Here is a 21,537-nt window from a genome sequence, read left to right on the forward strand (position 1 = left end):
AACGCACGAGCCTTGACCTCGGGATCAATGTTTTTCGGCATGTGCTCATCCTTCCTGACTCAAAAGGAAGCGGCACGAAACCCCGGGGGATTCAGAGCCAGATGCCCGGTGGACTGAACACAACCACCAACTTGGTGGCTCCACAAGAGTGACACTGAAACCACCAACCGGGCGTTGCTGATCGAGCCGGGACCGAGCGAAGCGAGGACCCGAGTCGAAATCCCCGCAACCCGACACCGCAAAACAACCACGTCGACACCTCGTCACTCCGCACCTCGTCCAGGAAACCAACAACTGTCAGTTGCCGGTTGGACAGAACGCATTGATCCGGGGCCGGCACGGACACCACGATTTCCCTTTCGATTCGCAATCTCACATGCACGGGCGGACACTGAGAGCATGCGTGATGTCCTGCCCGCCCTGATCGACCGTCTGGCCTACGGCCCGGTGGCGCTTGCCCGGGTGATCACGACGACCGGGGCATCCCCTCGCGGCGTCGGAGCATCGATGCTCGTCACGGCGTCGGGCGAGGTGATCGGATCGGTGTCGGGTGGCTGCGTCGAGTCGGCGGTGGTGTGTACCGCCGAGCAGGTCCTCGCCGATGGTGTGGCGGTGATCGAGCACTTCGGCATCGCCGAGCCGGATGGTATCGGGATCGGCCTGACCTGCGGTGGGGAACTCGAGGTGTTCACCGAGCGGGTGACCGACCGGCAACTGCCCGAGCTGACCGAACTCGCCGAAGCGCTCGATGCGGGTATCCCGATCGCCTGGACCACCACGCTCGGGGAGTCACCCCGCTGGCAGCTGACCAGCACGCGGACGCCGTCGTCGTCTCCCGGTCTCGGCCATGACATCGACGACCTGCTGCGCAACGGGCGCAGCGGCATCGTGGGGATGGACGACTGTGAGACAGCCGAGGCCGACTCGATGCTGCGACCTCGGACCTTTGTGCACACCTTTGCGCCCGGGTCGCGGTTGATCCTGGTGGGCGCCAACGACTTCGTCCGTGCACTCGGATCACTGGGCACCACAGTGGGATATCGGGTCACCGTGGTGGATGCGCGACCGGTGTTCGCCACCCGGGCACGCTTCCCGGATGTCGACGAGGTGATCATGATGTGGCCGGACCGCTATCTGGCGCAGGAGATCTCGGCCGGGCGGGTCGATCACCGGACGTGTGTGTGCGTGATGACCCACGATGCCAAGTTCGACGTCCCCACCCTACAGGTGGCGCTCGCTTCCCCCGACATCGCCTTCATCGGTGCGCTGGGTTCCCGACGGACCGTCGCCGACCGCCGGGAACGACTGCGGGAGAACGGGACCGACCCCGATCAGTTGGGGCGGATCCGTTCCCCTCTCGGGCTCGACCTCGGGGCGCACGCGCCGGCGGAGGTGGCCGTGTCGATCGCCGCGCAACTGATCGCCGAACGACACGGTCGCACCGCCACGCCATTGCATCAGACCTCAGGACCCATCCACCGCTGAGGCGCCCTCCTCGTCGACGGGCTTGTCATCGATCGTCCCCGAGTCTGGTCCGGATGCGACGGCGGTGAGGTCGGTGGTCGACGACGTCACCGGCTGCGCGGGCAGGACGTGTTGGCCGGATCGGTCACAGCTCAGCGCGAGGGAGCTGATGTACTGCTTCTCGCCGTTCGGGCCCGGGACCGCGGACGCGATCATGTCGGGACGCTCGAACTCGATGCCGGTGACGCAGCACATGAGCTTCGCGTCACTGGGGTTGCCGTGCTCGTCGTACATCGGCAGATCGATGCCGTCGTCGGTGCGCCGCAGGTAGTAGCGGCCGCCGGTCGCCAGTGCCAGCACAGGGGGCAGCACCACGGCGAGGATCAACGCGACCAGCGGCGAGTACGGCTGGATCGAGTCCCCGAAGACGCTGAAGTACACCAGGATCGACGCACCGGCGGCGACGATCAAGGACCCGAAGCCGACGGGGTTGACGTTGTAGAGCATGCCGCGCCGGAACTCCGGCTGCTTGGGCGAGATGCCGAGCAGGTACTTGTTGATCGCGATGTCGGAGGCAACGACGGCAATCCACGCGATACCGCAGTTGGCGTAGAAGTTCAAAAGGTTGTTCAGGAAGCTGAACATGTCGGCCTCCATCAGCACGATGGCGATGATCACGTTGAAGAACAGGAACACCAGCCGGCCGGGGTAGGTCTTGGTGACGCGGGTGAACGCGTTGGTCCACGCGAGCGAACCCGAATAGGCATTGGTGACATTGATCTTCACCTGCGAGATGACCACCAGGATCACCGCGAGGGTCAGTGCCAGCCAGTGTGGCAGGAAGTCCTGATAGATCTCGACGAACTGATGCACCGGCTGATTGGCGATGCCGGCGTTGTCGACGGAGATACCGATCAGGTACACCGCCAGGAAGAGTCCGACGATCTGTTTGAGCGCACCGAAGAACACCCAGCCCGGTCCGGCGGTGAGGGTGGCGATCCACCATTTGCGTGTGTTGTCGGGGGTGCGCGGCGGCATGAACCGCAGGTAGTCGATCTGTTCGGCGATCTGCGCGATCAGCGACAGGCACACACCGGCGGCGAGCATCGTCCCGGCGAAGCTCACGCCCTTGCCTGCCGGGTTGCCGTCGGAGTCGACGCCGCTGAACGCGAAGAAGTCACCGATCGCCGACGGATGCTTGATCACCAGGTATGCGAACGGCAGGACCATCATGACCAGCCACAGCGGGGTGGTCCACACCTGAAGTTTGGCCAGGGTGTTCATGCCGTAGATGACCAGCGGGATGATCAGCACCGACGACAGCAGATAGCCCACCCAGAGCGGGATCTTCAGGCCCAGGAGCAGACCCTGCGCCATGATCGATCCCTCGAGGGCGAAGAAGATGAACGTGAACGATGCGAAGATGACGTTGGTGAGAACCGAACCGTAGTAACCGAATCCGCTGCCCCGGGTGATCAGGTCGAGGTCGATGTTGTAGCGAGCGGCATAGTAGGCCAGCGGGTAGCCGGTGAGCACGATGACGACCGCGAAGAACAGGATGCCCCACAGGGCATTCCCCGTTCCGTTGGCGATGCCGATGTTGGCGCCGATGGCGAAGTCGGCCAGGTAGGCGATGCCGCCGAGGGCGGAGATGGCGACGACGCCCGGCCCCCACTTGCGGTAGCTGCGGGGTGCGAACCGCAGCGTGTAGTCCTCGAGTGATTCGCGTGCGGCGGCCGCCTGGGCGCCGGTGGCGATGATGCCGTGTTCGGCGTTCTCGATCTCGCCGATCTCAGCGGTGAATTCGTCCACCCCATGGTGATCCTTTGACACGTCTTCCCCTTCCGGTCACGGATTGGGCCAACGCTAGAAAGGTGGGGTTACACACGGCTTCCCGTCGTGTTGCCGACGCGTAACGCCGGGCCGATCGGGACTTCGATCGGTCCGGCGTCCGGAATGTCCGAAATGCGCTGTGGTGGAGTTACTTTCCCGAGAAGTGGGGCTTGCGCTTCTCGGTGCGTGCGGCCCGCCCCTCGGCGAGATCCTCACTCTGCCAAGCCTTGAGCATGGCCGCCTGGCGGTCGGCGGGCGGATCGTTGCGGGCGCCGTCCCCGTTGAGCACCATCTTGTAGTGCTGCAGCGTCAAGGGCGCCAGCTCGGCGATCGACGCGGCCCAGTGCTGGGCATCCGCGAGGTCACCGATGCGGTTGGCGAAGCCGAGGGTGTGCGCCCGGTCGGCCGAGATCGGCTCACAGCCGATCAGCATCCCGCTCGCCTGTCCCGCACCGACCAGCGAGACCAGCCGACGGATCGTCCACTCATCCACGGCAACACCGAGTTTCGCGGCCGGGATACCGGCGATCGCATCCGGGGCCATGACCCGCAGATCGGCGGCCATGGCCAGCTGCAGGCCGGCACCGAGGGCGGCGCCGTTGAGCGCGGCGATCACCGGGACCGGGGTGGCCTCGATCCGCTGGAGCGTGGCGACGAGCTTGTCGAGGAATCCGGGCTCGTACACCGGACCCGACAGGTCGGCACCGGCGCTGAACACCGTTCCGGCGCCGGTGAGCACGATGACCCGCGATCCGCCGTCGACCGCGGCGGTGAAGGCGTCGCCGATGCCCGCGAGGACATCGTCGTTGAGGGCATTGCGCTTGTCGGGACGATCGAGCGTGATGGTCGTGACGGCACCGTCGACACTGCTGGCAATCATGGCCCCAGAGCCTACCCACCCGGGACCGCGCAGGCGTGCCCGGCGTGAGCGGCGTGGCGCGGTCACGGCGGGCCCGCTCGTGCCGTGGACCGGTCCGTGACAGGCTGGCCGGGTGCGTACCCACACCGACGTGCTGATCATCGGCGGCGGCCAGGCCGGCCTGTCGGCGGCCTACTTCCTGCATCGATTCGGACTCGGCGATCGCTACCAACTGCTCGACCACGCCCCCGGCCCCGGCGGTGCCTGGCAGTTCCGTTGGCCGACGCTGACCCTCGCCGCGGCCAACCGGGTACACGACCTGCCCGGATTCGGGCTCGTCGAGGCACTCGGCGGCGACTGCGACGCCTATCCGGCATCGACGGCCGTCCCCGACTACTTCGGGCAGTACGAGAAGCGGTTCGGGTTGCACGTGGAACGGCCGGTACACGTCCGGTCGGTCACCCGCGACGGGGACGGCTTCCGCGTCCACCTGCGGCCCCATCCCGCCGGCGAGAGGCCCACCGAGATCACCACCGGCGCCCTGATCAACGCCACCGGTACCTGGGATCGCCCGTTCATCCCGCACATTCCCGGGATCGAGGACTTCGGTGGCAGGCAGCTGCACACACACGACTACACCGGCCCCGAGGAGTTCGCGGGCAAGCGCGTCCTGGTGGTGGGAGCGGGCATCTCCGCCGTCCAGCTGCTGATCGAGATCGCCCGGAACGCACCGAACGTGCAGACCTTCTGGTGCTCGCGCCGCGAACCGTCCTTCGATCCGACGCCGTTCACCCCGGAGAAGGGTCGCGTGGCCGTCGCCCGCGTCGACGAACGCGTGCGCGCGGGGCTGCCGCCGACGTCGGTGGTGTCGGTGACCGGGCTGGCCCTGACGCCGGCGATCGACGCCGCGCGCAGGGACGGCATCCTCACCTGGCGTCCGATGTTCACCCGGATCACCGAGACCGGCGTGTGCTGGGACTGCGGCGGTGCGGGCTCGAACGGCACCGGCAGGACCGAACTGGATGTCGACGTCATCTTCTGGAACACCGGCTTCCGCAGCTCACTGGACCATCTCGCACCGTTGCGGCTGCGCGGGCCCGGCGGCGGGATCACCATGACCGGGCGGCTGGCCACCGTCGTCGCCGACGACCCGCGCATCCAGCTGCTCGGGTATGGCCCGTCGGCGTCGACGATCGGCGCCAACCGGGCGGGCCGCGAGGCCGCCCGCACCGTCGCCGACCTGCTCGAGGTCCAGACTGTTTGACATTCTGTTGGGTTTTCCCAACAATCGGATGGGTGAGTCCGGTCAGGCGGGGCGAGAAGCTCCCCATCTTCAACCGACTCGGCGTTCTGCGCGCCGAGCGTCGGATGAGCCGGGCTCAGCTGGCCGAACTGGTCGGTGTCAACGTCCAGACCGTCGGAGCGCTGGAGCGGGGTGATCACTACCCCAGCCTGGATCTGGCCTTCCGGATCTGCGACGTATTCGACCTGCCGGTCGAGGCCGTCTTCAGCCGGTCGGAGTTCGGGGCGATGTCGGCCGAACTGTATCGGCGACCGGTCCCCGACGCCGGTACGCCCACCTGAGGCGGATCAGAACCCAGTCCACGAGCAACCGTCCCTGGTGGAGGTGCACGATGTATGACCCCAACTCGGCGATACCCGAGGAAGCACAACCGGTGTTCTGGCGCCGCTTCGACGCCTGGCGCGGCGAACGGCATCAACGATTCACCGCGCGCAACGCCGGCCGGCTACGCAGCTGGCGCAACCGGCGCACCTACCGCCGGGTCGTGATCGCCCAGATGACCAGCGTTCTGGTGATGTTGCTCGGCACCGTCCCGGCGTTCTTCGACAAGACCTGGTTTGTCATCCCCTTCGTCGGGGGCGCCCTGGCCACCCTCGTCTGGCAGCGAATCCTGCGCATCATCACCGGCTCGATCGGCGACGCACCAGTCACCGCCCTCGACGAGATCCAACTGGCACAGCGCAATTCGGCGCGATCACTGGCATTCATCGTCCTGTTCACTCTGATGTTCATCCCGTACCTCGTCCTGATCGGGCTGTCGGTGCAGGACGAGGTGGCCGGACAGACGGTGTACGGGGTCGCGATCCTCCTGGTGTCGTTGCTGCTGTCCGCCGGGGTGCTGCCGTCCATGCTCATCGCCTGGTGGATGACCGACCCCGACCCTGACGACGACGTGATCCCCGCCCACCCCGGCACATCCCACGCCGGTCCCACACATCCCGAACCCGCACACCCCGTACCCGCCGACCAGAAGGGAACCCACCGATGACCGGCACACTGGCCGTCGACGGCCTGCACAAACGATTCGGGGATGTGATCGCCCTGCGCGACATGACCTTCGACGTCCGACCCGGCGAGATCTTCGGGTTCGTCGGCAGCAACGGGGCGGGCAAGTCCACCACCATGCGGATCGTGCTGGGCGTGCTCGCCGCCGACACCGGTGAGGTGCGCCTGGGCGACCGACCGATCGACCTGGTCACCCGCCGCCGGATCGGTTACATGCCCGAGGAACGCGGCCTGTATCCCAAGATGAAAGTCGGTGAGCAGCTGCAGTTCCTGGCCCGGCTACACGGACTGAACGCAGGCGACGCCCTCGCCAGTGCTCGTCACTGGACCGAACGACTCGGTGTCGCATCACGATTCGACGACAACGTGGGCGACCTGTCACTCGGCAACCAGCAGCGCGTGCAGCTGGCCGCCGCGCTGATCCACGATCCCACCGTCCTCGTACTCGACGAACCGTTCTCCGGACTCGACCCGGTGGCCGTCGACGTGATGAGCGAGGTACTCGAGGAGAAGGCGGCCGAGGGGATCCCGGTGGTCTTCTCCTCGCATCAGCTCGACCTCGTGCAGCGGCTGTGTGATCGGGTGGGGATCATCGCCCGCGGCGAGATGCGCGCGATCGGCGCCGTCGACGATCTCCGGGCCCGCGGCGGGGTCACCCTCGAGGTGACCGGCCCCGACTCCGACAGGTGCTGGGCCGACGGCGTGCCCGGCGTCCTGACCGCCGACTACGGCCCCACCACGGCCCTGGTCGTCGACCCGTCCGTCGTCGACGACCAGCAGGTCCTGGCCGCCGCGCTCGCCGCCGGACCGGTCCACCGGTTCACCACGTCCACCCCGTCGCTCACCGACCTGTTCCGAGAGGTGGTCACCGCATGAGTGCACCGTCCGTGTCCTCGGCGATCTGGCTGATCGCCCGCCGCGAGATCATCACCCGCGCCAAGACCCGGTCCTTCGTGATCAGCACCGTCGCCCTGATGCTGGTGATCGTGGTGGGCGCGATCATCTGGTCGGCGGTGTCCGGCGGTGGCCCGAGCACCGAGCGGGTCGGGCTCGTGGGCGACGCGCCGGGCCTGTCGGCCACCCTCGAGGCATCCGGGACGGCCACCGGCACCCCGGTCGACGTGGTGAGCGTGGCGTCGGCGCAACAGGCCCGCGACGACGTCTCCTCCGGAGATCTCGACGCCGCGATCGTCGCAGGCCCGCCCGACGAGTTCGTACTGATCGGCAAGTCCGGCATCGACGACTCCCTGGCCGGGATCGTGCACGCCTCTATCGATCAGTCGGTGCTCGCCGCGGGCCTCGCCGGACACGGGGTCGACCCGGCGTCTCTCCCTCGCGCCACCATCCGCACCGAGGAGACCTCGCCGACCAAACCCGATGAGGGACAACGAATCGCGGTGGCCCTGGTCGGGTCCATCCTGCTGATGATGGCGATCATGACCGGCGGCGCGATGGTGGCGGTGGGTGTGGTCGAGGAGAAGACCTCCCGCATCGTGGAGATCCTGCTCGCAACCGTCAAACCGCTGCACCTGCTGTGGGGCAAGATCCTGGGCATCGGCCTGATCGCCCTGGTGCAGGTGGTGGTGCTCGGCGCCACCGCGCTGATCGCCGGCACCGCCACCGGACTGCTCACCATCGCCGGCACCGCGATCGGCATGTTCGCGGCGGTCCTCGTGTGGTTCGTCCTCGGTTTCCTGTTCTTCGCGATCCTCTATGCCGCCACCGGCGCCCTGGTGTCGCGGCAGGAGGAGCTGAACTCGGCGATCGCGCCGCTGACCGTGCTCTCCCTGGCGGTGCTCTACTCGGGGGTGTTCGGGATCCAGGCGCTCGATTCCACGTTCATCACCGTGCTCAGCTGGATTCCACCGTTCAGCGCGGTCCTGATGCCGATCCGAATCGCCACCGGCGACACCGACGTCCTGCAGGTGATCGTCACCATCATGGTGATGATCGCGGCGTGTGTGCTCGCCACGTGGGTCTCGGCCCGCATCTACCAGCGCTCGATCCTGCGCACCGGAACACGGGTGTCGTTCCGGGAGGCGCTGAGCATGGCGCGGTGATCTCGCTGCCGAATCGCATGCAGCAGGAGCGCCCACCGGACGCTCCTGCTGTGTGAGAGGGGCATACGAACGATCTGTCGTCACCGAGAGCGTCGGTGACGACCCCAGCCTACGACGGACCCGCCGACGCCCACCACCGGCCATCCCACAATCGGGTCAGAGCTCACCGAACCGGCGCAGGGCCTCCGCGCGCTCGGCCTTGTGGTCGACGATCGGTTCCGGATACCGATCGGTCCCGAACTCCGGCACCCACCGCGCCACGTAGTCACCCTGCGGATCGAATTTCTTCGCCTGGAGAGTGGGGTTGAACACGCGAAAGTACGGCGCGGCATCGGTTCCCGTGCCTGCTGCCCACTGCCAGCCGTGTTGATTGGAGGCGATGTCGCCGTCGACGAGCTGGTCGAGAAACCACCGGGCACCCCACCACCACGGCAGGTGCAGATCCTTGACCAGGAACGACGCCGTGAGCATCCGCACCCGGTTGTGCATGAACCCGGTCTGGGCCAGTTCGCGCATACCCGCGTCGACCAGCGGGAACCCCGTCTCACCCGCCCGCCAGGCGTCGAACCGCGCATGTGCGGCGGCGTCGGTGTCGAGGTCGATCCCGTCGAAGCCCCGATTCCAGTTGTGCCAGGCCGACTCCGGCCAACAGAACAACACGTCGGCATAGAAGTCCCGAAAGGCCAGCTCCCGCAGATACGCTGCGGAACCGGCAGAATCGGAGCCGGCGGGATCATGGCCCGTCAGGTCGAGCGCCATCGTGCGCGGATGGATGTTGCCGAACTTCAGATATGCCGACATCCGGCTGCTCGCATCGAGATCCGGTCGATCACGATCCTCGGCGTAGCCGGCGAGCCCGGATTCCACGAAGTCCCGCCACCGTTCGGTGGCCGCGACCTCACCGGCGGGAAGCGGCGATTCCACCGGCGCAGGCGGGATGGTCACACGTTCCGACACCGCCAGGTCATCCGGGTCGATGATCCGGGCCCGCTCGATCGAGGTCTCCGCCGGACGTCTCCACCCGTGCGCCTGCCACTGCCGGAAGTACGGCGTGAACACCTTGTACGGATCCCCGTCGGATTTGCGAATCCGCCCGGGTGACACCAGGTACGGCGAGCCGACCTGTTCCAGGACGACGCCTCCCGGGGCACCGGCACCGGCGGGCGTCGTCAGCGCCGCGGCCACGGCGGCGTCCCGGCGCCGACCGAATGGCGACGGATCCTGTCCGGCGTACACCGCACCTGCGCCGACGGTGCGGACCAACCGTGGGATCTCGGCCTCCGGGCGCCCCCGGACCACCAGGAGTCGCCCGTCCAGCGCGTCGTCGAGGTACCGCAACGAGTCATAGAGGAAGGCGAGGCGTCGATCGCCAGCCGACTGTTCGAGCCGGGGATCGAGGACGAAGCAGCCCACCACCGGCCGGCCGTCGCCGATGGCCGCGGCCAGCGGAGGCAGATCGCCGAGGCGTAGGTCCCGCCGAAACCACAACAACGCCGGTGCCGCCATATCTGCGGCACCGACGTCGTCGGGATGGGTCGAGATGGGCTATCCGACGCCGAGCAGGTCGATGACGAACACCAGCGTGCGACCGGACAGACGGTGTCCACCACCGGCCGGACCGTAGGCGAGCTCCGGCGGCACGGTCAGCCGGCGGCGGCCACCGACCTTCATGCCGGGGATCCCCTCCTGCCATCCCGGGATCAGCCGCTCCAGCGGGAAACGGGCGGACTGACCACGGTCCCAGGAGGAGTCGAACTCCTCGCCGGATTCGAAGTCGACGCCGACGTAGTGCACGTCGACGACATCACCACGCTGCGCCTGATCGCCGGCACCGACGACCAGATCGGTCACTTCGAGCTCGACCGGGGCCGGGCCCTCGGGGAATTCGACCTCGGGCTTGGTACTGCTCACGGGACTCTCCTTTGAGTCGGGTTCGAGTGCGCCGGGAACGCTCAGCGCTCGCCGAGGCCGATGTAGTCGCGCTCGGTGTAGCCGGTGTACAGCTGGCGCGGGCGACCGATCTTGGTGGTGGGATCGGCGTTCATCTCACGCCAGTGCGCGATCCAGCCCGGCAGGCGGCCGAGGGCGAACAGCACGGTGAACATGCGGGTCGGGAAGCCCATCGCCCGGTAGATGACGCCGGTGTAGAAGTCGACGTTCGGGTACAGCTTGCGCTCGATGAAGTAGTCGTCGCTGAGTGCGACCTCTTCGAGTCCCTTGGCGATGTCGAGCAGGTCGTCCTGCACGCCCAGCGACTCGAGGATCTTGTCGGCGGTCTTCTTGACGATGGCCGCACGCGGATCGTAGTTCTTGTAGACGCGGTGCCCGAAGCCCATGAGCTTCACGCCGTCTTCCTTGTTCTTGACCTTGGTCATGAACGCCTTGGTGTCGCCACCGGAGGCCTTGATGTCCTCGAGCATCTCGAGCACGGCCTGGTTGGCGCCACCGTGCAGCGGGCCCCACAGGGCGTTGATGCCACCGGAGATCGAGGTGAACAGGTTGGCCTGCGAGGACCCGACCAGCCGCACCGTCGAGGTGGAACAGTTCTGCTCGTGGTCGGCGTGCAGGATGAACAGCATGTCGAGGGCCTTGGCGACCTCGGGGTTGACCTCGTAGGGCTCGGCCGGGAAGCCGAAGGTCATCCGCAGGAAGTTCTCGACCAGCGACAGCGAGTTGTCGGGGTAGAGGAACGGCTGGCCCGCGGACTTCTTGTAGGCGTAGGCCGCGATGGTCGGCAGCTTGGCCAGCAGGCGGATGGTCGACAGCTCGACCTGCTCCGGATCCTTCGGGTCCAGCGAATCCTGGTAGTAGGCGCTCAGCGCGTTGACGGCGCTGGAGAGCACCGGCATCGGGTGGGCGTTGCGCGGGAAGCCGTCGAAGAACCGCTTGAGATCCTCGTGCAGCAGGGTGTGCCGCTGGATCTTGTTGGTGAACTCCTCGAGCTGGGCGGGGGTCGGCAGCTCACCGTAGATCAGCAGGTAGCTGACCTCGATGAAGGTGGACTTCTCGGCCAGCTGGTCGATGGGGATTCCGCGGTAGCGCAGGATGCCGGCATCACCGTCGATGTAGGTGATCGCGGACTTCGTCGACGCGGTGTTGACGAAACCACCGTCGAAGGTGGTCAGGCCGGTCTCCGACAGGAACTTACCGAGGCCGACCGAGTCGCTGCCTTCGCTGGCCGCCAGGATCGGGAGATCCAGCGTCCCGCCCGGGTAAGTGAACGTCGCCGTGGCCGGCTCTGATGTTTGCGCGCCGGTGGGAACTGTTTCAGCGGACACTCGTGGACCCCTTCGTTCAGGTGCGAGATTTTCCTTCTCGTCCGTTCAGGACTCTTGAGTATTAAACGTAGTCGGTTCGCAGCTCGCTCGCCCACGGAGGGTCCGCACCGGGGCGCGACACCGTGACCGCCGCCACAGCGGTGGCATAGGCGGCGATCTCGGTCCAGGCGTCGTCGGAGAGGTCGGCGGCCGCCCGCGACGACAGTGCGCCCAGCCGGTCGACGCGGTGCAGAACCGCGCCCATGATGCTGTCACCTGCGCCGATGGTGTCGGCGACGGTCACCGACGGGGCCGGCACGTGGCGCCGTCCGGATGCGGTGATCACCTCGATCCCGTCGGCGCCTGCGGTCACGAGCACCACTGCCACGCCCGCGGAGATCCAGTCGGCCGGGCGGGTACCGGACTGCCCCTGTGCGAGCCAGTCCGCGTCCTCGTCGGAGAGCTTGACGATGTCGACCGCGTCCATCCAGGACGCGAAACGGCGGCGGTAGGCATCCGGGTCGGCGATCACCGCAGGCCGGATGTTGGGGTCGCAGGCCACCAGCCGCCCGTCGGCGTGACTGCGCCGCAGGACCCCCTCGTACACCGATGCCCCCGGTTCGAGGACCAGCGACAGCGTTCCGAAGCAGACCGCCGAGACCGTCGGTGCCAACGGCCCCGGGTCACCGACCAGGCGCGATGCCGTGCCGTCGAGGTAAAAGGTGTAGTGCGCGGCACCGTCGGACCCGATCGTGGCGAGCGCGAGCGGGGTGGCCTCCGGACGACGCTGCACCAGGCTGGTGCCCACCCCGGAATGCCACAGTGCGGCCATGATGGCCTCGCCGTACTCGTCGGTGGACACCGCCGAGCAGAACGACACCGCACTGCCGAGCCGGCCCAGCGTGATCGCGACGTTGAACGGGCCCCCGCCCAGCGCCGGCTGCAGCGGCGAGAGCCCACCGGGACGTACCCCCGACGCGGTGGAGACGACGTCGACGAGCGCCTCACCGCAGACGACGATCTCCCTCATCGGGGTGCGCTCCCCCGGCGCCGCGCGTTCACGACGCTCAGTGTGCCATCCACCCGTGGACGCGGGAGTAGATTCGATGCCCATGAGCGAGCGGGCCATGAGCGAGCTTCCCGCGGGACCGGATGCGGTACTGCTCGACTTCTCCACCGATCCCGACCCGTTGTCGGCGGTGACGCGCACCGATCGGCGGTTGCGGGCGGCGTGGGCGGTGGGCGGACTGCCGACCCTGACCGACATCGTGCCGAGCGCCGAGACCGTGTTGGTGCAGTTCGAATCCGGTTCGGGTATCGACTCACTCGGACTCCGTCGGGTGTTGCGTTCGACCGGAACCGATTCTGCCGACGCCGATGACGGGACCGATGAGATCCGAATCCCGGTGGACTACAACGGAGAAGACCTCGCGGCCGTGGCCGGGATACTCGACGTGGACGTCGCCGCGGTGGTACGCATGCACTACACCACCCGGTGGCGTGTCCAGTTCATGGGTTTCGCACCGGGTTTCGGCTATCTGGTGCCGGCCGACCACCCCGACCATCCGCTCACCCGGATCGGTCGACGCGACGAACCGCGCACGCGGGTCCCGGCAGGGTCGGTGGCGATCGCCGCCGGCTACTCGGCAGTCTACCCACGACAGAGTCCGGGTGGATGGAACCTTCTGGGACACACCGACATCACCCTGTGGGACGAGGACGCCCCGACTCCGTCGACGCTGTCGGCGGGGATGACGGTGATCTTCGACGACGTGACCGGGCGGCCGCGGTGACCCTCATCGAGATCCTCGCCCCCGGACCGCTGGCCACGATCCAGGATCGAGGCCGGCCGGGGTATGCCCATGTCGGGGTGCCGCGGTCGGGCGCGGCCGACCGCGCATCGATGGATCTGGGGAATCGCCTCGTCGGGAACGACCGGTCGGCTGCGGCCATCGAGGCCACGTTGGGCGGCTTGCGGATCCGGACGGATGCCACCGTCCTGGTCGCGGTGACCGGCGCGCCCGTGCCGGTCCACGTCGGGGATACGGCGGTGGCTCTCGGTACGGCCGTACCGCTTCCGGCGGGGACCGAACTGACGCTGGGCGCACCGGGACACGGGTGCCGCACCTACGTGTCCGTACGCGGTGGGTTCGACGTCCCGGTGGTCCTCGGCTCCCGGTCCACCGACACCCTGTCCGGACTGGGACCCGCGCCACTGTCGGCGGGCGACATCCTCGGCGTCGGCGACCTGCACGGCCCGTGGCCGGCGGCCACCGAGGCACCGTTGGACTCCACCCACCCCGGCGTCACCCGCCTGGAGACCCGGGCCGGGCCGCGGCGGATGTACCTCGCCGACCCGTCGGGACTGTTCACCGGGGAATGGGTGGCCACCGCAGACAGCAATCGCGTCGGGGTACGGGTGACGCGTCCCGCGGGATCGGTCGCGGCCACGTTGCGACACCGCGCGGATCTACCGGAACTGCGGTCGGAGGGCGTGGCGCACGGATCGGTACAGATCCCACCCGGCGGCGAGCCGGTGATCTTCCTGGCCGATCACCCGGTGACCGGCGGATATCCCGTCGTCGCGGTGCTCACCGCACCGGCGTCGGGTCGGGCCGCACAACTGGTCGCCGGGGATCGGGTGCGGTTCGTCGAGGACTGAACGCACGAGGATCGGCGGAGGACCGTACCGGTTGACACGCTGACCGTTGACACACAGGCCGTTGACACACGGGGTGAGACGCTTCTAGGATTTCGTCTCATGCCACAGGTTGCGTCGACCCCGGACGTCCGCCCCGCGTCGACTCCCGCGAACCCCCCGGTCGAGTACGCGCCGCTCGGACCGGACTCGCTGACCTGGCAGATCTGGGGCACCTGGACCGGCATGTTGCAGGGCCTGTGGGCCGGCTCGATCCAGAACATGCACCCCAAACTCGGCCAGGCCGTGTGGGATCACTCCGACTTCTTCGCGGAACGCTGGCAACGGCTCCTGCGGTCGCTGTACCCGATCAGCGGCGTCGTCTTCGACACGGTGACCGGCGCCGAGACCGGCCACGAGGTGCGCGACTACCACCGCACGGTCAAGGGCACCATGCCCGACGGTTCGCGGTATCACGCGCTCGATCCCGACGTCTTCTACTGGGCGCATGCCACGTTCTGGTACGGCAACGTCCGACTGTGTGAACGCATGGGGCCGTGGCTCACCGAGGACCAGAAGCGACAACTGTTCGAGGAGTCGAAAGTCTGGTACGCCCAGTACGGCGTATCGATGCGACCGGTCCCCGACACCTACGAGGACTTCCTCGAGTACTGGGATCACATGTGCCGCAACGTACTACGCGATCACGAGTCGGTTCGGACCGTCCTCGACATCTCCTTGCTACCACCGCCGCCGTTCCTCCGGTTCATCCCGAAGCCGATCTGGCGCAAGCACATCGCCGAGCCGAACTCCCGCTTCTTCCTGTGGCTGACCACCGGGTTCTACGACGAACCGATCCGGGAACTGATGAACCTCGAGTGGACCGAGCGCGACGAGCGACTGTTCACCCTGCTCGGCCGGGTGGTCGACCTCGTGATGCATCGACTGCTACCGAAACGCCTTCTGCGCCATCCCCGCTCGCGGGATGCCTGGGATCGGGTGCAGGGCCGGGTACCGATGACTGCTCCCCTCGTACAGACCCCGACACGCAATCTGCCGCCGCTCGACGAGCGGGACAACCCGATGCACTACTGCCCGGTACACGCCGCCCGCCGGGCCACCCATCCCGGACGGATCGACGGCGACCGACCCCTCGCGCGCGGCGATCTGTGATCATCTCCACGCCGCGAACCGATCACCCCCGCGCCGCGATACGGGCCTGCACCTCCGGGCGACGCAACGGCGGCACCGACTTCGGGGGTTGCCGTCGCGCCGGAAGTTCGGCGAGCAGCTCACGGGTGGCCGCGGCGACCGCCGAGACCGCCGCATCGAAGGCGTCGGTGTTGGCCGCCGACGGATGCCGGACGCCGCCCACCTTGCGCACATATTGTACTGCGGCCGCAGTGATCTCGTCGTCGGTGGCCGGAGGTTCGAGCCCCCGCAGTTCGGTGATGTTGCGGCACATGGCGTTCCCTTGATCGGCGTTCTCGTCGGCCCTCGTCCAGATCAGTCGGCGATGTGGACGACCGCTTTCCCCAGGATCCGCCCTTCGGCGAGATCGGTCAACGCCTGCGGCAGATCCTCGAGCGGGTAGGTCACGTTGACCGGTGGACGCAGTCCGGCCCCGATCATCTCGGTCAGCTCATCGTGCAGGAGTGCCGGGACGCCAGGATGGGTGCGGATGTACTCGCCCCATGCGGCACCGACGACGGCGATGTTGCGGAACAGCACCCGGTTGAGCTTGACGGAGGGGATCCCGCCGGCGGCGAAGCCGATCACCACATACCGGCCGTCCGGGGCCACCTGCCGCAACGCTTCGTCGAACACGTCGCCACCGGACGGGTCGATCATGACGTCGACGCCCTCGGGCGCGAACTCGCGCAGCTTCTCGCCCCAGCCGTCGGTGAGCGCGACGACGTGGTCGGCGCCCAGCGAGCGCAACAGGTCCTCGGCGCCGCTGCGATGCACGATGGCGACCACCTGCGCCCCCATCGCCTTGGCGACCAGGATCGATGCGACGCCGATGCCGCCCGCGGCACCGAGCACGCCGACGATCTCGCCGGGTGCGGTCTGGGCGCGCAGTTTCAGGGCGAACAAGGCGGTCTGGAAGTTGATCCCGAGTGCGGCACCCTCGTCGAAGGTGAGGCCGTCGGGCATGGGCAGCAGTTGCTCCGGGGCCGCGGCGACCTGCTCGGCGAATCCACCGACCACCGAGGCGACGAGCACGTTGTCGCCCGCGGAGAAGCCGGAACCCTCGGGGGCCGACCGCACCACGCCGGCGACCTCGGTGCCCGGGGTGAACGGTGTGGGGATGCGGAGCTGGTACTTGCCCTGGCTCATCAGCAGGTCCGGGAAGCAGATCCCACACGACTTGATGTCGACGAGGACCTGCCCGTCGGCCGGTGTCGGATCGGGGGCGTCGACGAGTTCCAGCGCGGACGGACCGGTCTCTGCGGTGAGTACCTGAGCTCTCATGCTTGCTCACCCTACGCGGAGCCGACCAAACGCATGCTTGGCAACGCTAGGATCGTCGGTCATGACCGCCTCGTCGGCCTCGAGGCCGCTCACCGCTCCCTCACCCGAACGTCTCCAGGTCGCCGCCGACGCGCCCGGATTCATGCCGCTCGACGAGGCCCAGACCCTGTTCGAGATCGCCGTCGACCACCTGAACCAATCGGAATCGACCAAGGTCGGCGTGGAGATCGGGACCTACTGCGGCAAGTCGACGGTGTTCCTCGGCTCGGCCGCCGAGACCACCGGCGCGGTGCTGGTGACCGTCGACCATCACCGCGGTTCCGAAGAGCACCAGCCTGGTTGGGAGTACCACGACCCCACCCTGGTCGATCCGCATGCCGGCACCCTCGACACGTCGGCACGCTTCCGCCGCACCATGTTCGACGCCGGACTCGAGCAGACGGTGATCGGGATGCTCGCCCCGTCGACGACGGCCGCCCGCGCATGGGGCAAACCCGCCGACTTCGTGTTCATCGACGGCGGCCACTCCATGCAGGCCGCGCAGAACGACCTCGACGGCTGGGCCCCGTGGGTGCGCATCGGCGGCGCCCTGCTGATCCACGACGTCTTCCCCGATCCCGCCGACGGTGGACGCCCGCCGTACGAGATCTACTGCCAGGCGCTGGCGAGCGGACAGTTCACCGAGGTGCGGGTGGAGGGCTCGTTGCGGGTACTGCGCCGCGATTCGGGTGTGGTCGGCCGACCGCTGCCGAAGTAGTCGGCTGCGCCCTCCATGTCCTTCGGGATTCGCCTACCGGGACCTGTCGTTGCGACGGCGCCTCCGAGCCCGGCTCGTTGATCTGGCGAACCCGTGACGAACAGGAGAATCCATGTCCGAGCAGGCCCCGGAACCGACCCTTGTCCAGAAGGTCCTCACCACCGTGGCGATCAAGGTGTACCAGGTCACGGAGAAGTTCTCCCGACGCGGTCGGTGACGTCGGATCGACGTCCCCCGGGCCGTGCGGCGTGGTGCCCCGACACCGGCTGCCCGGCCCGTCCGGGCCGGGGGCATCGGGCGGCATCAGAGTGCAGAACGTAACGCGGGCATGACATATCGATCGATCTGCCGCCGCACCGATACCGGATCATCGGCGTCGACCGTGGCGCTCGGCATGGTGCCCAGACTGATCAGGATGCGTGCGACCCATTCGGCGGTCTCGGCCGGATCGTGGTCGGGGTGTACCTCGCCGCGGGTGATCGCATCGTCGACGAAAGGCCGCCAGAAGGCGGCGAGGTCCGGGATCAGTCCCGCGACACCGACATCCGCGCAGGCCGCGTACTCGTCGGGCTCGTCGGTGCGCAGCCGGAGCAGAAGCGTGCCCGGGTCGTCATAGGCGCCTCGTCCGATCCGCACGCCGGCGCTGAGCTGCCCGGCGAACCCGTCGATGGTGGAGAGCTCGGCGCGTGCGTCGGTCCAGAACGAGTCGGTCAACCGCACGATCGCCGCGCCGACCATCGCCCGCTTGTCCGGGAAGTGCCGATACAACCACGCCCGCGACACCCCCGCGACCTCGGCGACCTGCTGCATCGTGGTGGCCCGGATCCCGTGCTCGGCCAGCAGCTTCTCGGTGGCGTCGAGGAGTCGATCGGTGACGCTGGCCGCGGTGTCGGCGCCGGTCTGGACAGGGCTCATGGCCCGACTCTAGCAACCTCGGTAGACATTTTCGCGAAAGTGTCCACCGGCGTCCCACAGGAGGAGTAGACAGTTCCATAGATCTGTCAACATCACCTGAGGGGGAACCATGCGCGCTCGTCTTCCGCGCACCGCTGTGATCGGGGCGGGGATCAGTGGACTCACCGCCGGCAAGATGCTTGCCGACTACGGCGTGCCGTACACGTGCTTCGAGTCGTCGGACCGGGTCGGCGGCAACTGGGCCTTCGGCAATCCCAACGGGCACTCGAGTGCCTACCGGTCGCTGCACATCGACACGTCCAAGCTGCAGTTGTCCTTCAAGGACTTCCCGATGCCGGACGAGTATCCGGACTTCCCGCACCACACGCAGATCAAGGAGTACCTCGACTCCTACACCGATGCTTTCGGGCTGCGAGAGAACATCGAGTTCACCAACGGGGTGACCCATGCCCGACGCCTCGACGGCGGCGGCTGGGAGTTGCAGACACAGCGTGGGGAGTCACGGCTGTTCGACCTGCTCGTCGTCGCCAACGGCCACCACTGGGACCCGCGGTATCCGGACTTCCCCGGCACCTTCGACGGCATCGAGATGCACGCGCACCACTACATCGACATCAGTACCCCACACGACTTCACCGGAAAACGCATCCTGGTGGTCGGCCTGGGCAACAGCGCCGCCGACATCGCGGTGGAGTTGTCGTCCAAAGCACTGCGCAACGAGCTGATGCTGTCGACGCGGTCGGGTGCGTGGATCGTGCCGAAGTACTTCGGCGGCAAGCCCGCCGACCGCTTCTACCACACCTCGCCGCACATCCCGTTCTCGTGGCAGCGCAAGTTCATGCAGGTCATGCAACCGGTGACCGCCGGGCGCCCGGAGGACTACGGCCTGCCCACGCCCAATCACAAGTTCTTCGAGGCACATCCCACACAGTCGGTGGAACTGCCGCTGCGGCTGGGATCAGGTGATGTCACCGCCAAACCCAACATCACCCGATTCGATGGTGACACCGTCTATTTCGAGGACGGCACCTGCGCCGACTTCGACATCATCATCTACGCCACCGGCTACAACATCACCTTCCCGTTCTTCGATCCCGACTTCCTGTCGGCACCGGACAACAAGATCGACCTCTACAAGCGGATGTTCTACCCGGGTGTCGACGATCTGGTGTTCGCGGGCTTCGCGCAGGCGACACCGACGCTGTTCCCCTTCGTCGAGTGCCAGGCCCGCCTGATCGGCTCGTATGCGATCGGCACGTATCGGCTGCCGCAGGTCGAGGAGATGCGCCGGGTGATCGCCGAGGAGCGCCAATTCTATTCCGGCCACATGGTTCCGAGCGCCCGTCACACCCAACAGGTCGACTACTATCTCTACGAGCACGACCTGCGCACCAAAGAGATCCCCGCCGGTCGTGCCCGCGCCGGCCATCTGGGACCGATGCGCTGGGCCCCGGTGACCCAGCCCACCCTGCAGGAGACCCGATGACCGGCACCGACATCCGGCGCACCATCCGCTTCGTCTCCGCCGGAACCGAATGCGACGCCTGGTTCTTCGACGCCGCCGCCGACTCCCCCTTTGCCGGACCCGCGGGTGCCCCGGTGGTGGTGATGGCCCACGGATTCTGCGGCACCAAGGATTCCGGACTCGAACCGTATGCGCGGGGCCTGGCCGCCGCAGGTCTGGCGGTGTTCGCCTTCGACTACCGCACCTTCGGACTGTCCGGTGGCGAACCCCGTCAGCACGTGTCGATGACCGGCCAGATCGCCGACTACCACGCCGCGATCGACGCCGCCGTCCAGCAGCCCGGCGTCGACCCGAAACGGGTTGTGCTGTGGGGTCTCTCGCAGTCCGGTGGACACGTCCTGGTGGTGGCCGCCGACCTGGCGCGCGCTACGAGTGGACGGTCGGATGTAGCCGCCGTGATCTCGATGGTCCCGATGGTCAGTGGTGTGGCCGCCGGAATCCACAACTATCCCACCGCCGGTGCCACGGCGATGCTGCGTTCCACCGCGCTGGGAATCGGCAGCGCGCTCGGCGGCAAGCTGGGTCGGAGACCGCTCATGATGCCCGTTGTCGGTGCGCCCGGCGACAAGGCCGCGCTCACCGCACCCGGATATCTGGACAGCTACCTGCGGATCGCCGGCCCGAGCTGGCGCAACGAGGTGGACGCAGCGGTGGGCCTGGAGCTGGGCTCGTATCGTGCCGACAAGCACGCCGCCGGTGTCGATGCGCCGGTCCTGGTGCAGATCGCCGACTTCGACCGTGCCGCACCGCCTCAGGCCGCCGCCAAGGCGGCCTTCTCCGCCCGAGCCGAGGTCCGACACTATCCCTGCGACCATTTCGATGTGTTCGCCGAATCGGACGACTCGTGGTTCGGTACCGCACTCGCCCATCAGCTCCTCTTCCTGTCCAGGCATCTCGTGGCAGTGTCCACGGACGGGTCGGCTGGATGACCACCGCGATGGTGGTGGATGGCGCCGGCTCCATCTCGATGTGATCGACGAAGACTCCGTGGCAGCGGGTTTCGCCGCCGTTCACGATCTCGAAGTGGTAGCGAGGACGCTCCGAACGCTGATTGAGCCGGGACCGAGCGTAGCAAGGATCCGAGTCGAAATCTCCGCAGCGCGGGCTGGGTGGTGACCACCTCTGAAGTGGTCACGCCGACGAACTCGGCCGACAGAGGTTTCGACACGCCTCGTCGCTCCGCTCCTCATCGGCTCAACCACCAACCGCCTCTTGCTGATTGAGCCGGGACCGAGCGAATCGAGCACCCCCCGAACGCTGATTGAGCCGGGACCGAGCGAAGCGAGGACCCGAGTCGAAATCTCCGCAGCGCGGGCTGGGTGGTGACCACCTCCGGAGTGGTCACGCCGGCGAACTCGGCCGACAGAGGTTTCGACACGCCTCGTCGCTCCGCTCCTCATCGGCTCAACCACCAACCGCCTCTTGCTGATTGAGCCGGGACCGAGC

General features: G+C 67.6%; 21 protein-coding genes. 12 read left to right on the forward strand and 9 right to left on the reverse strand.

Annotated features, from left to right (window positions below; all coding sequences use genetic code 11):
• Positions 1-399 precede the first annotated feature (399 nt).
• Positions 400-1,485: an XdhC family protein gene (locus ACWDUA_RS23920; RefSeq protein ID WP_449753517.1), complete on the forward strand. Its 1,086-nt coding sequence runs from the start codon at positions 400-402 to the stop codon at positions 1,483-1,485.
• Here ACWDUA_RS23920 and ACWDUA_RS23925 read toward each other — a convergent pair.
• Complete coding sequence (locus ACWDUA_RS23925) at positions 1,465-3,297, reverse strand: purine-cytosine permease family protein (protein ID WP_449753518.1); 1,833 nt, start codon at positions 3,295-3,297, stop codon at positions 1,465-1,467. The two genes, ACWDUA_RS23920 and ACWDUA_RS23925, sit on opposite strands and share 21 nt — an antisense overlap.
• 148 nt (positions 3,298-3,445) lie before the next feature.
• Positions 3,446-4,177: an enoyl-CoA hydratase gene (locus tag ACWDUA_RS23930; protein ID WP_449753519.1), complete on the reverse strand. Its 732-nt coding sequence runs from the start codon at positions 4,175-4,177 to the stop codon at positions 3,446-3,448.
• Between the two features lie 112 nt (positions 4,178-4,289).
• Here ACWDUA_RS23930 and ACWDUA_RS23935 point away from each other — a divergent pair, with 112 nt between their 5' ends.
• The 5 genes from ACWDUA_RS23935 to ACWDUA_RS23955 are packed head-to-tail and all read left to right on the forward strand — an operon-like array spanning position 4,290 to position 8,524.
• A complete protein-coding gene (locus ACWDUA_RS23935) occupies positions 4,290-5,420 on the forward strand; it encodes an NAD(P)-binding domain-containing protein (RefSeq protein WP_449753520.1) in 1,131 nt (376 codons plus the stop codon).
• Between the two features lie 32 nt (positions 5,421-5,452).
• Entirely contained in the window at positions 5,453-5,740 is a 288-nt protein-coding gene (locus ACWDUA_RS23940) for a helix-turn-helix transcriptional regulator (RefSeq protein ID WP_020793465.1), read from the forward strand.
• A gap of 50 nt (positions 5,741-5,790) precedes the next feature.
• Entirely contained in the window at positions 5,791-6,447 is a 657-nt protein-coding gene (locus tag ACWDUA_RS23945; RefSeq protein ID WP_449753521.1) for a hypothetical protein, read from the forward strand.
• Positions 6,444-7,340 carry an ABC transporter ATP-binding protein gene (locus ACWDUA_RS23950; protein ID WP_449753522.1) on the forward strand — a complete coding sequence of 299 codons (897 nt, stop codon included), beginning with the start codon at positions 6,444-6,446 and terminating at the stop codon, positions 7,338-7,340. Before ACWDUA_RS23945 ends, ACWDUA_RS23950 begins: the two co-directional genes overlap by 4 nt.
• Entirely contained in the window at positions 7,337-8,524 is a 1,188-nt protein-coding gene (locus ACWDUA_RS23955) for an ABC transporter permease (protein ID WP_449753523.1), read from the forward strand. The genes ACWDUA_RS23950 and ACWDUA_RS23955 overlap by 4 nt, the downstream gene beginning before the upstream one ends.
• A gap of 156 nt (positions 8,525-8,680) precedes the next feature.
• On the opposite strand, the gene ACWDUA_RS23960 is transcribed toward ACWDUA_RS23955, so the two are convergent.
• The 4 genes from ACWDUA_RS23960 to ACWDUA_RS23975 form a co-directional block, all read right to left on the reverse strand.
• Positions 8,681-10,030 carry a cryptochrome/photolyase family protein gene (locus tag ACWDUA_RS23960; protein ID WP_449753524.1) on the reverse strand — a complete coding sequence of 450 codons (1,350 nt, stop codon included), beginning with the start codon at positions 10,028-10,030 and terminating at the stop codon, positions 8,681-8,683.
• 39 nt (positions 10,031-10,069) lie between these two features.
• Complete coding sequence (locus tag ACWDUA_RS23965) at positions 10,070-10,435, reverse strand: FKBP-type peptidyl-prolyl cis-trans isomerase (RefSeq protein WP_449753525.1); 366 nt, start codon at positions 10,433-10,435, stop codon at positions 10,070-10,072.
• 41 nt (positions 10,436-10,476) lie between these two features.
• Entirely contained in the window at positions 10,477-11,802 is a 1,326-nt protein-coding gene (locus ACWDUA_RS23970; RefSeq protein WP_449753526.1) for a citrate synthase, read from the reverse strand.
• A 61-nt stretch (positions 11,803-11,863) separates the two neighbouring features.
• Positions 11,864-12,811, reverse strand: coding sequence for a carbohydrate kinase family protein (locus ACWDUA_RS23975; RefSeq protein ID WP_449753527.1), 948 nt, complete (start codon positions 12,809-12,811; stop codon positions 11,864-11,866).
• 97 nt (positions 12,812-12,908) lie between these two features.
• Here ACWDUA_RS23975 and ACWDUA_RS23980 point away from each other — a divergent pair, with 97 nt between their 5' ends.
• The 3 genes from ACWDUA_RS23980 (at position 12,909) to ACWDUA_RS23990 (ending at position 15,592) form a co-directional block, all read left to right on the forward strand.
• A complete protein-coding gene (locus tag ACWDUA_RS23980; RefSeq protein WP_449753549.1) occupies positions 12,909-13,574 on the forward strand; it encodes a 5-oxoprolinase subunit B family protein in 666 nt (221 codons plus the stop codon).
• Positions 13,571-14,443: a 5-oxoprolinase subunit C family protein gene (locus tag ACWDUA_RS23985; RefSeq protein ID WP_449753528.1), complete on the forward strand. Its 873-nt coding sequence runs from the start codon at positions 13,571-13,573 to the stop codon at positions 14,441-14,443. Before ACWDUA_RS23980 ends, ACWDUA_RS23985 begins: the two co-directional genes overlap by 4 nt.
• A 99-nt stretch (positions 14,444-14,542) precedes the next feature.
• Positions 14,543-15,592, forward strand: coding sequence for an oxygenase MpaB family protein (locus ACWDUA_RS23990; protein WP_449753529.1), 1,050 nt, complete (start codon positions 14,543-14,545; stop codon positions 15,590-15,592).
• Between the two features lie 22 nt (positions 15,593-15,614).
• Here ACWDUA_RS23990 and ACWDUA_RS23995 read toward each other — a convergent pair whose 3' ends face one another.
• Both ACWDUA_RS23995 and ACWDUA_RS24000 read right to left on the reverse strand, forming a co-directional pair.
• Positions 15,615-15,884 carry a DUF2277 domain-containing protein gene (locus tag ACWDUA_RS23995; RefSeq protein ID WP_449753530.1) on the reverse strand — a complete coding sequence of 90 codons (270 nt, stop codon included), beginning with the start codon at positions 15,882-15,884 and terminating at the stop codon, positions 15,615-15,617.
• A 41-nt stretch (positions 15,885-15,925) separates the two neighbouring features.
• A complete protein-coding gene (locus tag ACWDUA_RS24000; RefSeq protein ID WP_449753531.1) occupies positions 15,926-16,894 on the reverse strand; it encodes an NADPH:quinone oxidoreductase family protein in 969 nt (322 codons plus the stop codon).
• Between the two features lie 61 nt (positions 16,895-16,955).
• Here ACWDUA_RS24000 and ACWDUA_RS24005 point away from each other — a divergent pair, with 61 nt between their 5' ends.
• On the forward strand, positions 16,956-17,651 hold the full coding sequence (locus ACWDUA_RS24005; RefSeq protein WP_449753532.1) for a class I SAM-dependent methyltransferase: 696 nt from the start codon (positions 16,956-16,958) through the stop codon (positions 17,649-17,651).
• 303 nt (positions 17,652-17,954) lie between these two features.
• Here ACWDUA_RS24005 and ACWDUA_RS24010 read toward each other — a convergent pair whose 3' ends face one another.
• On the reverse strand, positions 17,955-18,566 hold the full coding sequence (locus ACWDUA_RS24010; RefSeq protein ID WP_449753533.1) for a TetR/AcrR family transcriptional regulator: 612 nt from the start codon (positions 18,564-18,566) through the stop codon (positions 17,955-17,957).
• Positions 18,567-18,675: 109 nt separating this feature from the next.
• Between ACWDUA_RS24010 and ACWDUA_RS24015 the strand changes: the two genes are divergently transcribed.
• Positions 18,676-20,052, forward strand: coding sequence for a flavin-containing monooxygenase (locus tag ACWDUA_RS24015; RefSeq protein ID WP_449753534.1), 1,377 nt, complete (start codon positions 18,676-18,678; stop codon positions 20,050-20,052).
• The gene (locus ACWDUA_RS24020; protein WP_449753535.1) at positions 20,049-21,020 is read left to right on the forward strand and encodes an alpha/beta hydrolase; all 972 of its coding nucleotides are present in this window, start codon (positions 20,049-20,051) and stop codon (positions 21,018-21,020) included. Before ACWDUA_RS24015 ends, ACWDUA_RS24020 begins: the two co-directional genes overlap by 4 nt.
• The last annotated feature ends 517 nt before the right edge of the window (positions 21,021-21,537 follow it).

It is taken from the genome of Gordonia sp. NPDC003376, assembly GCF_053589235.1.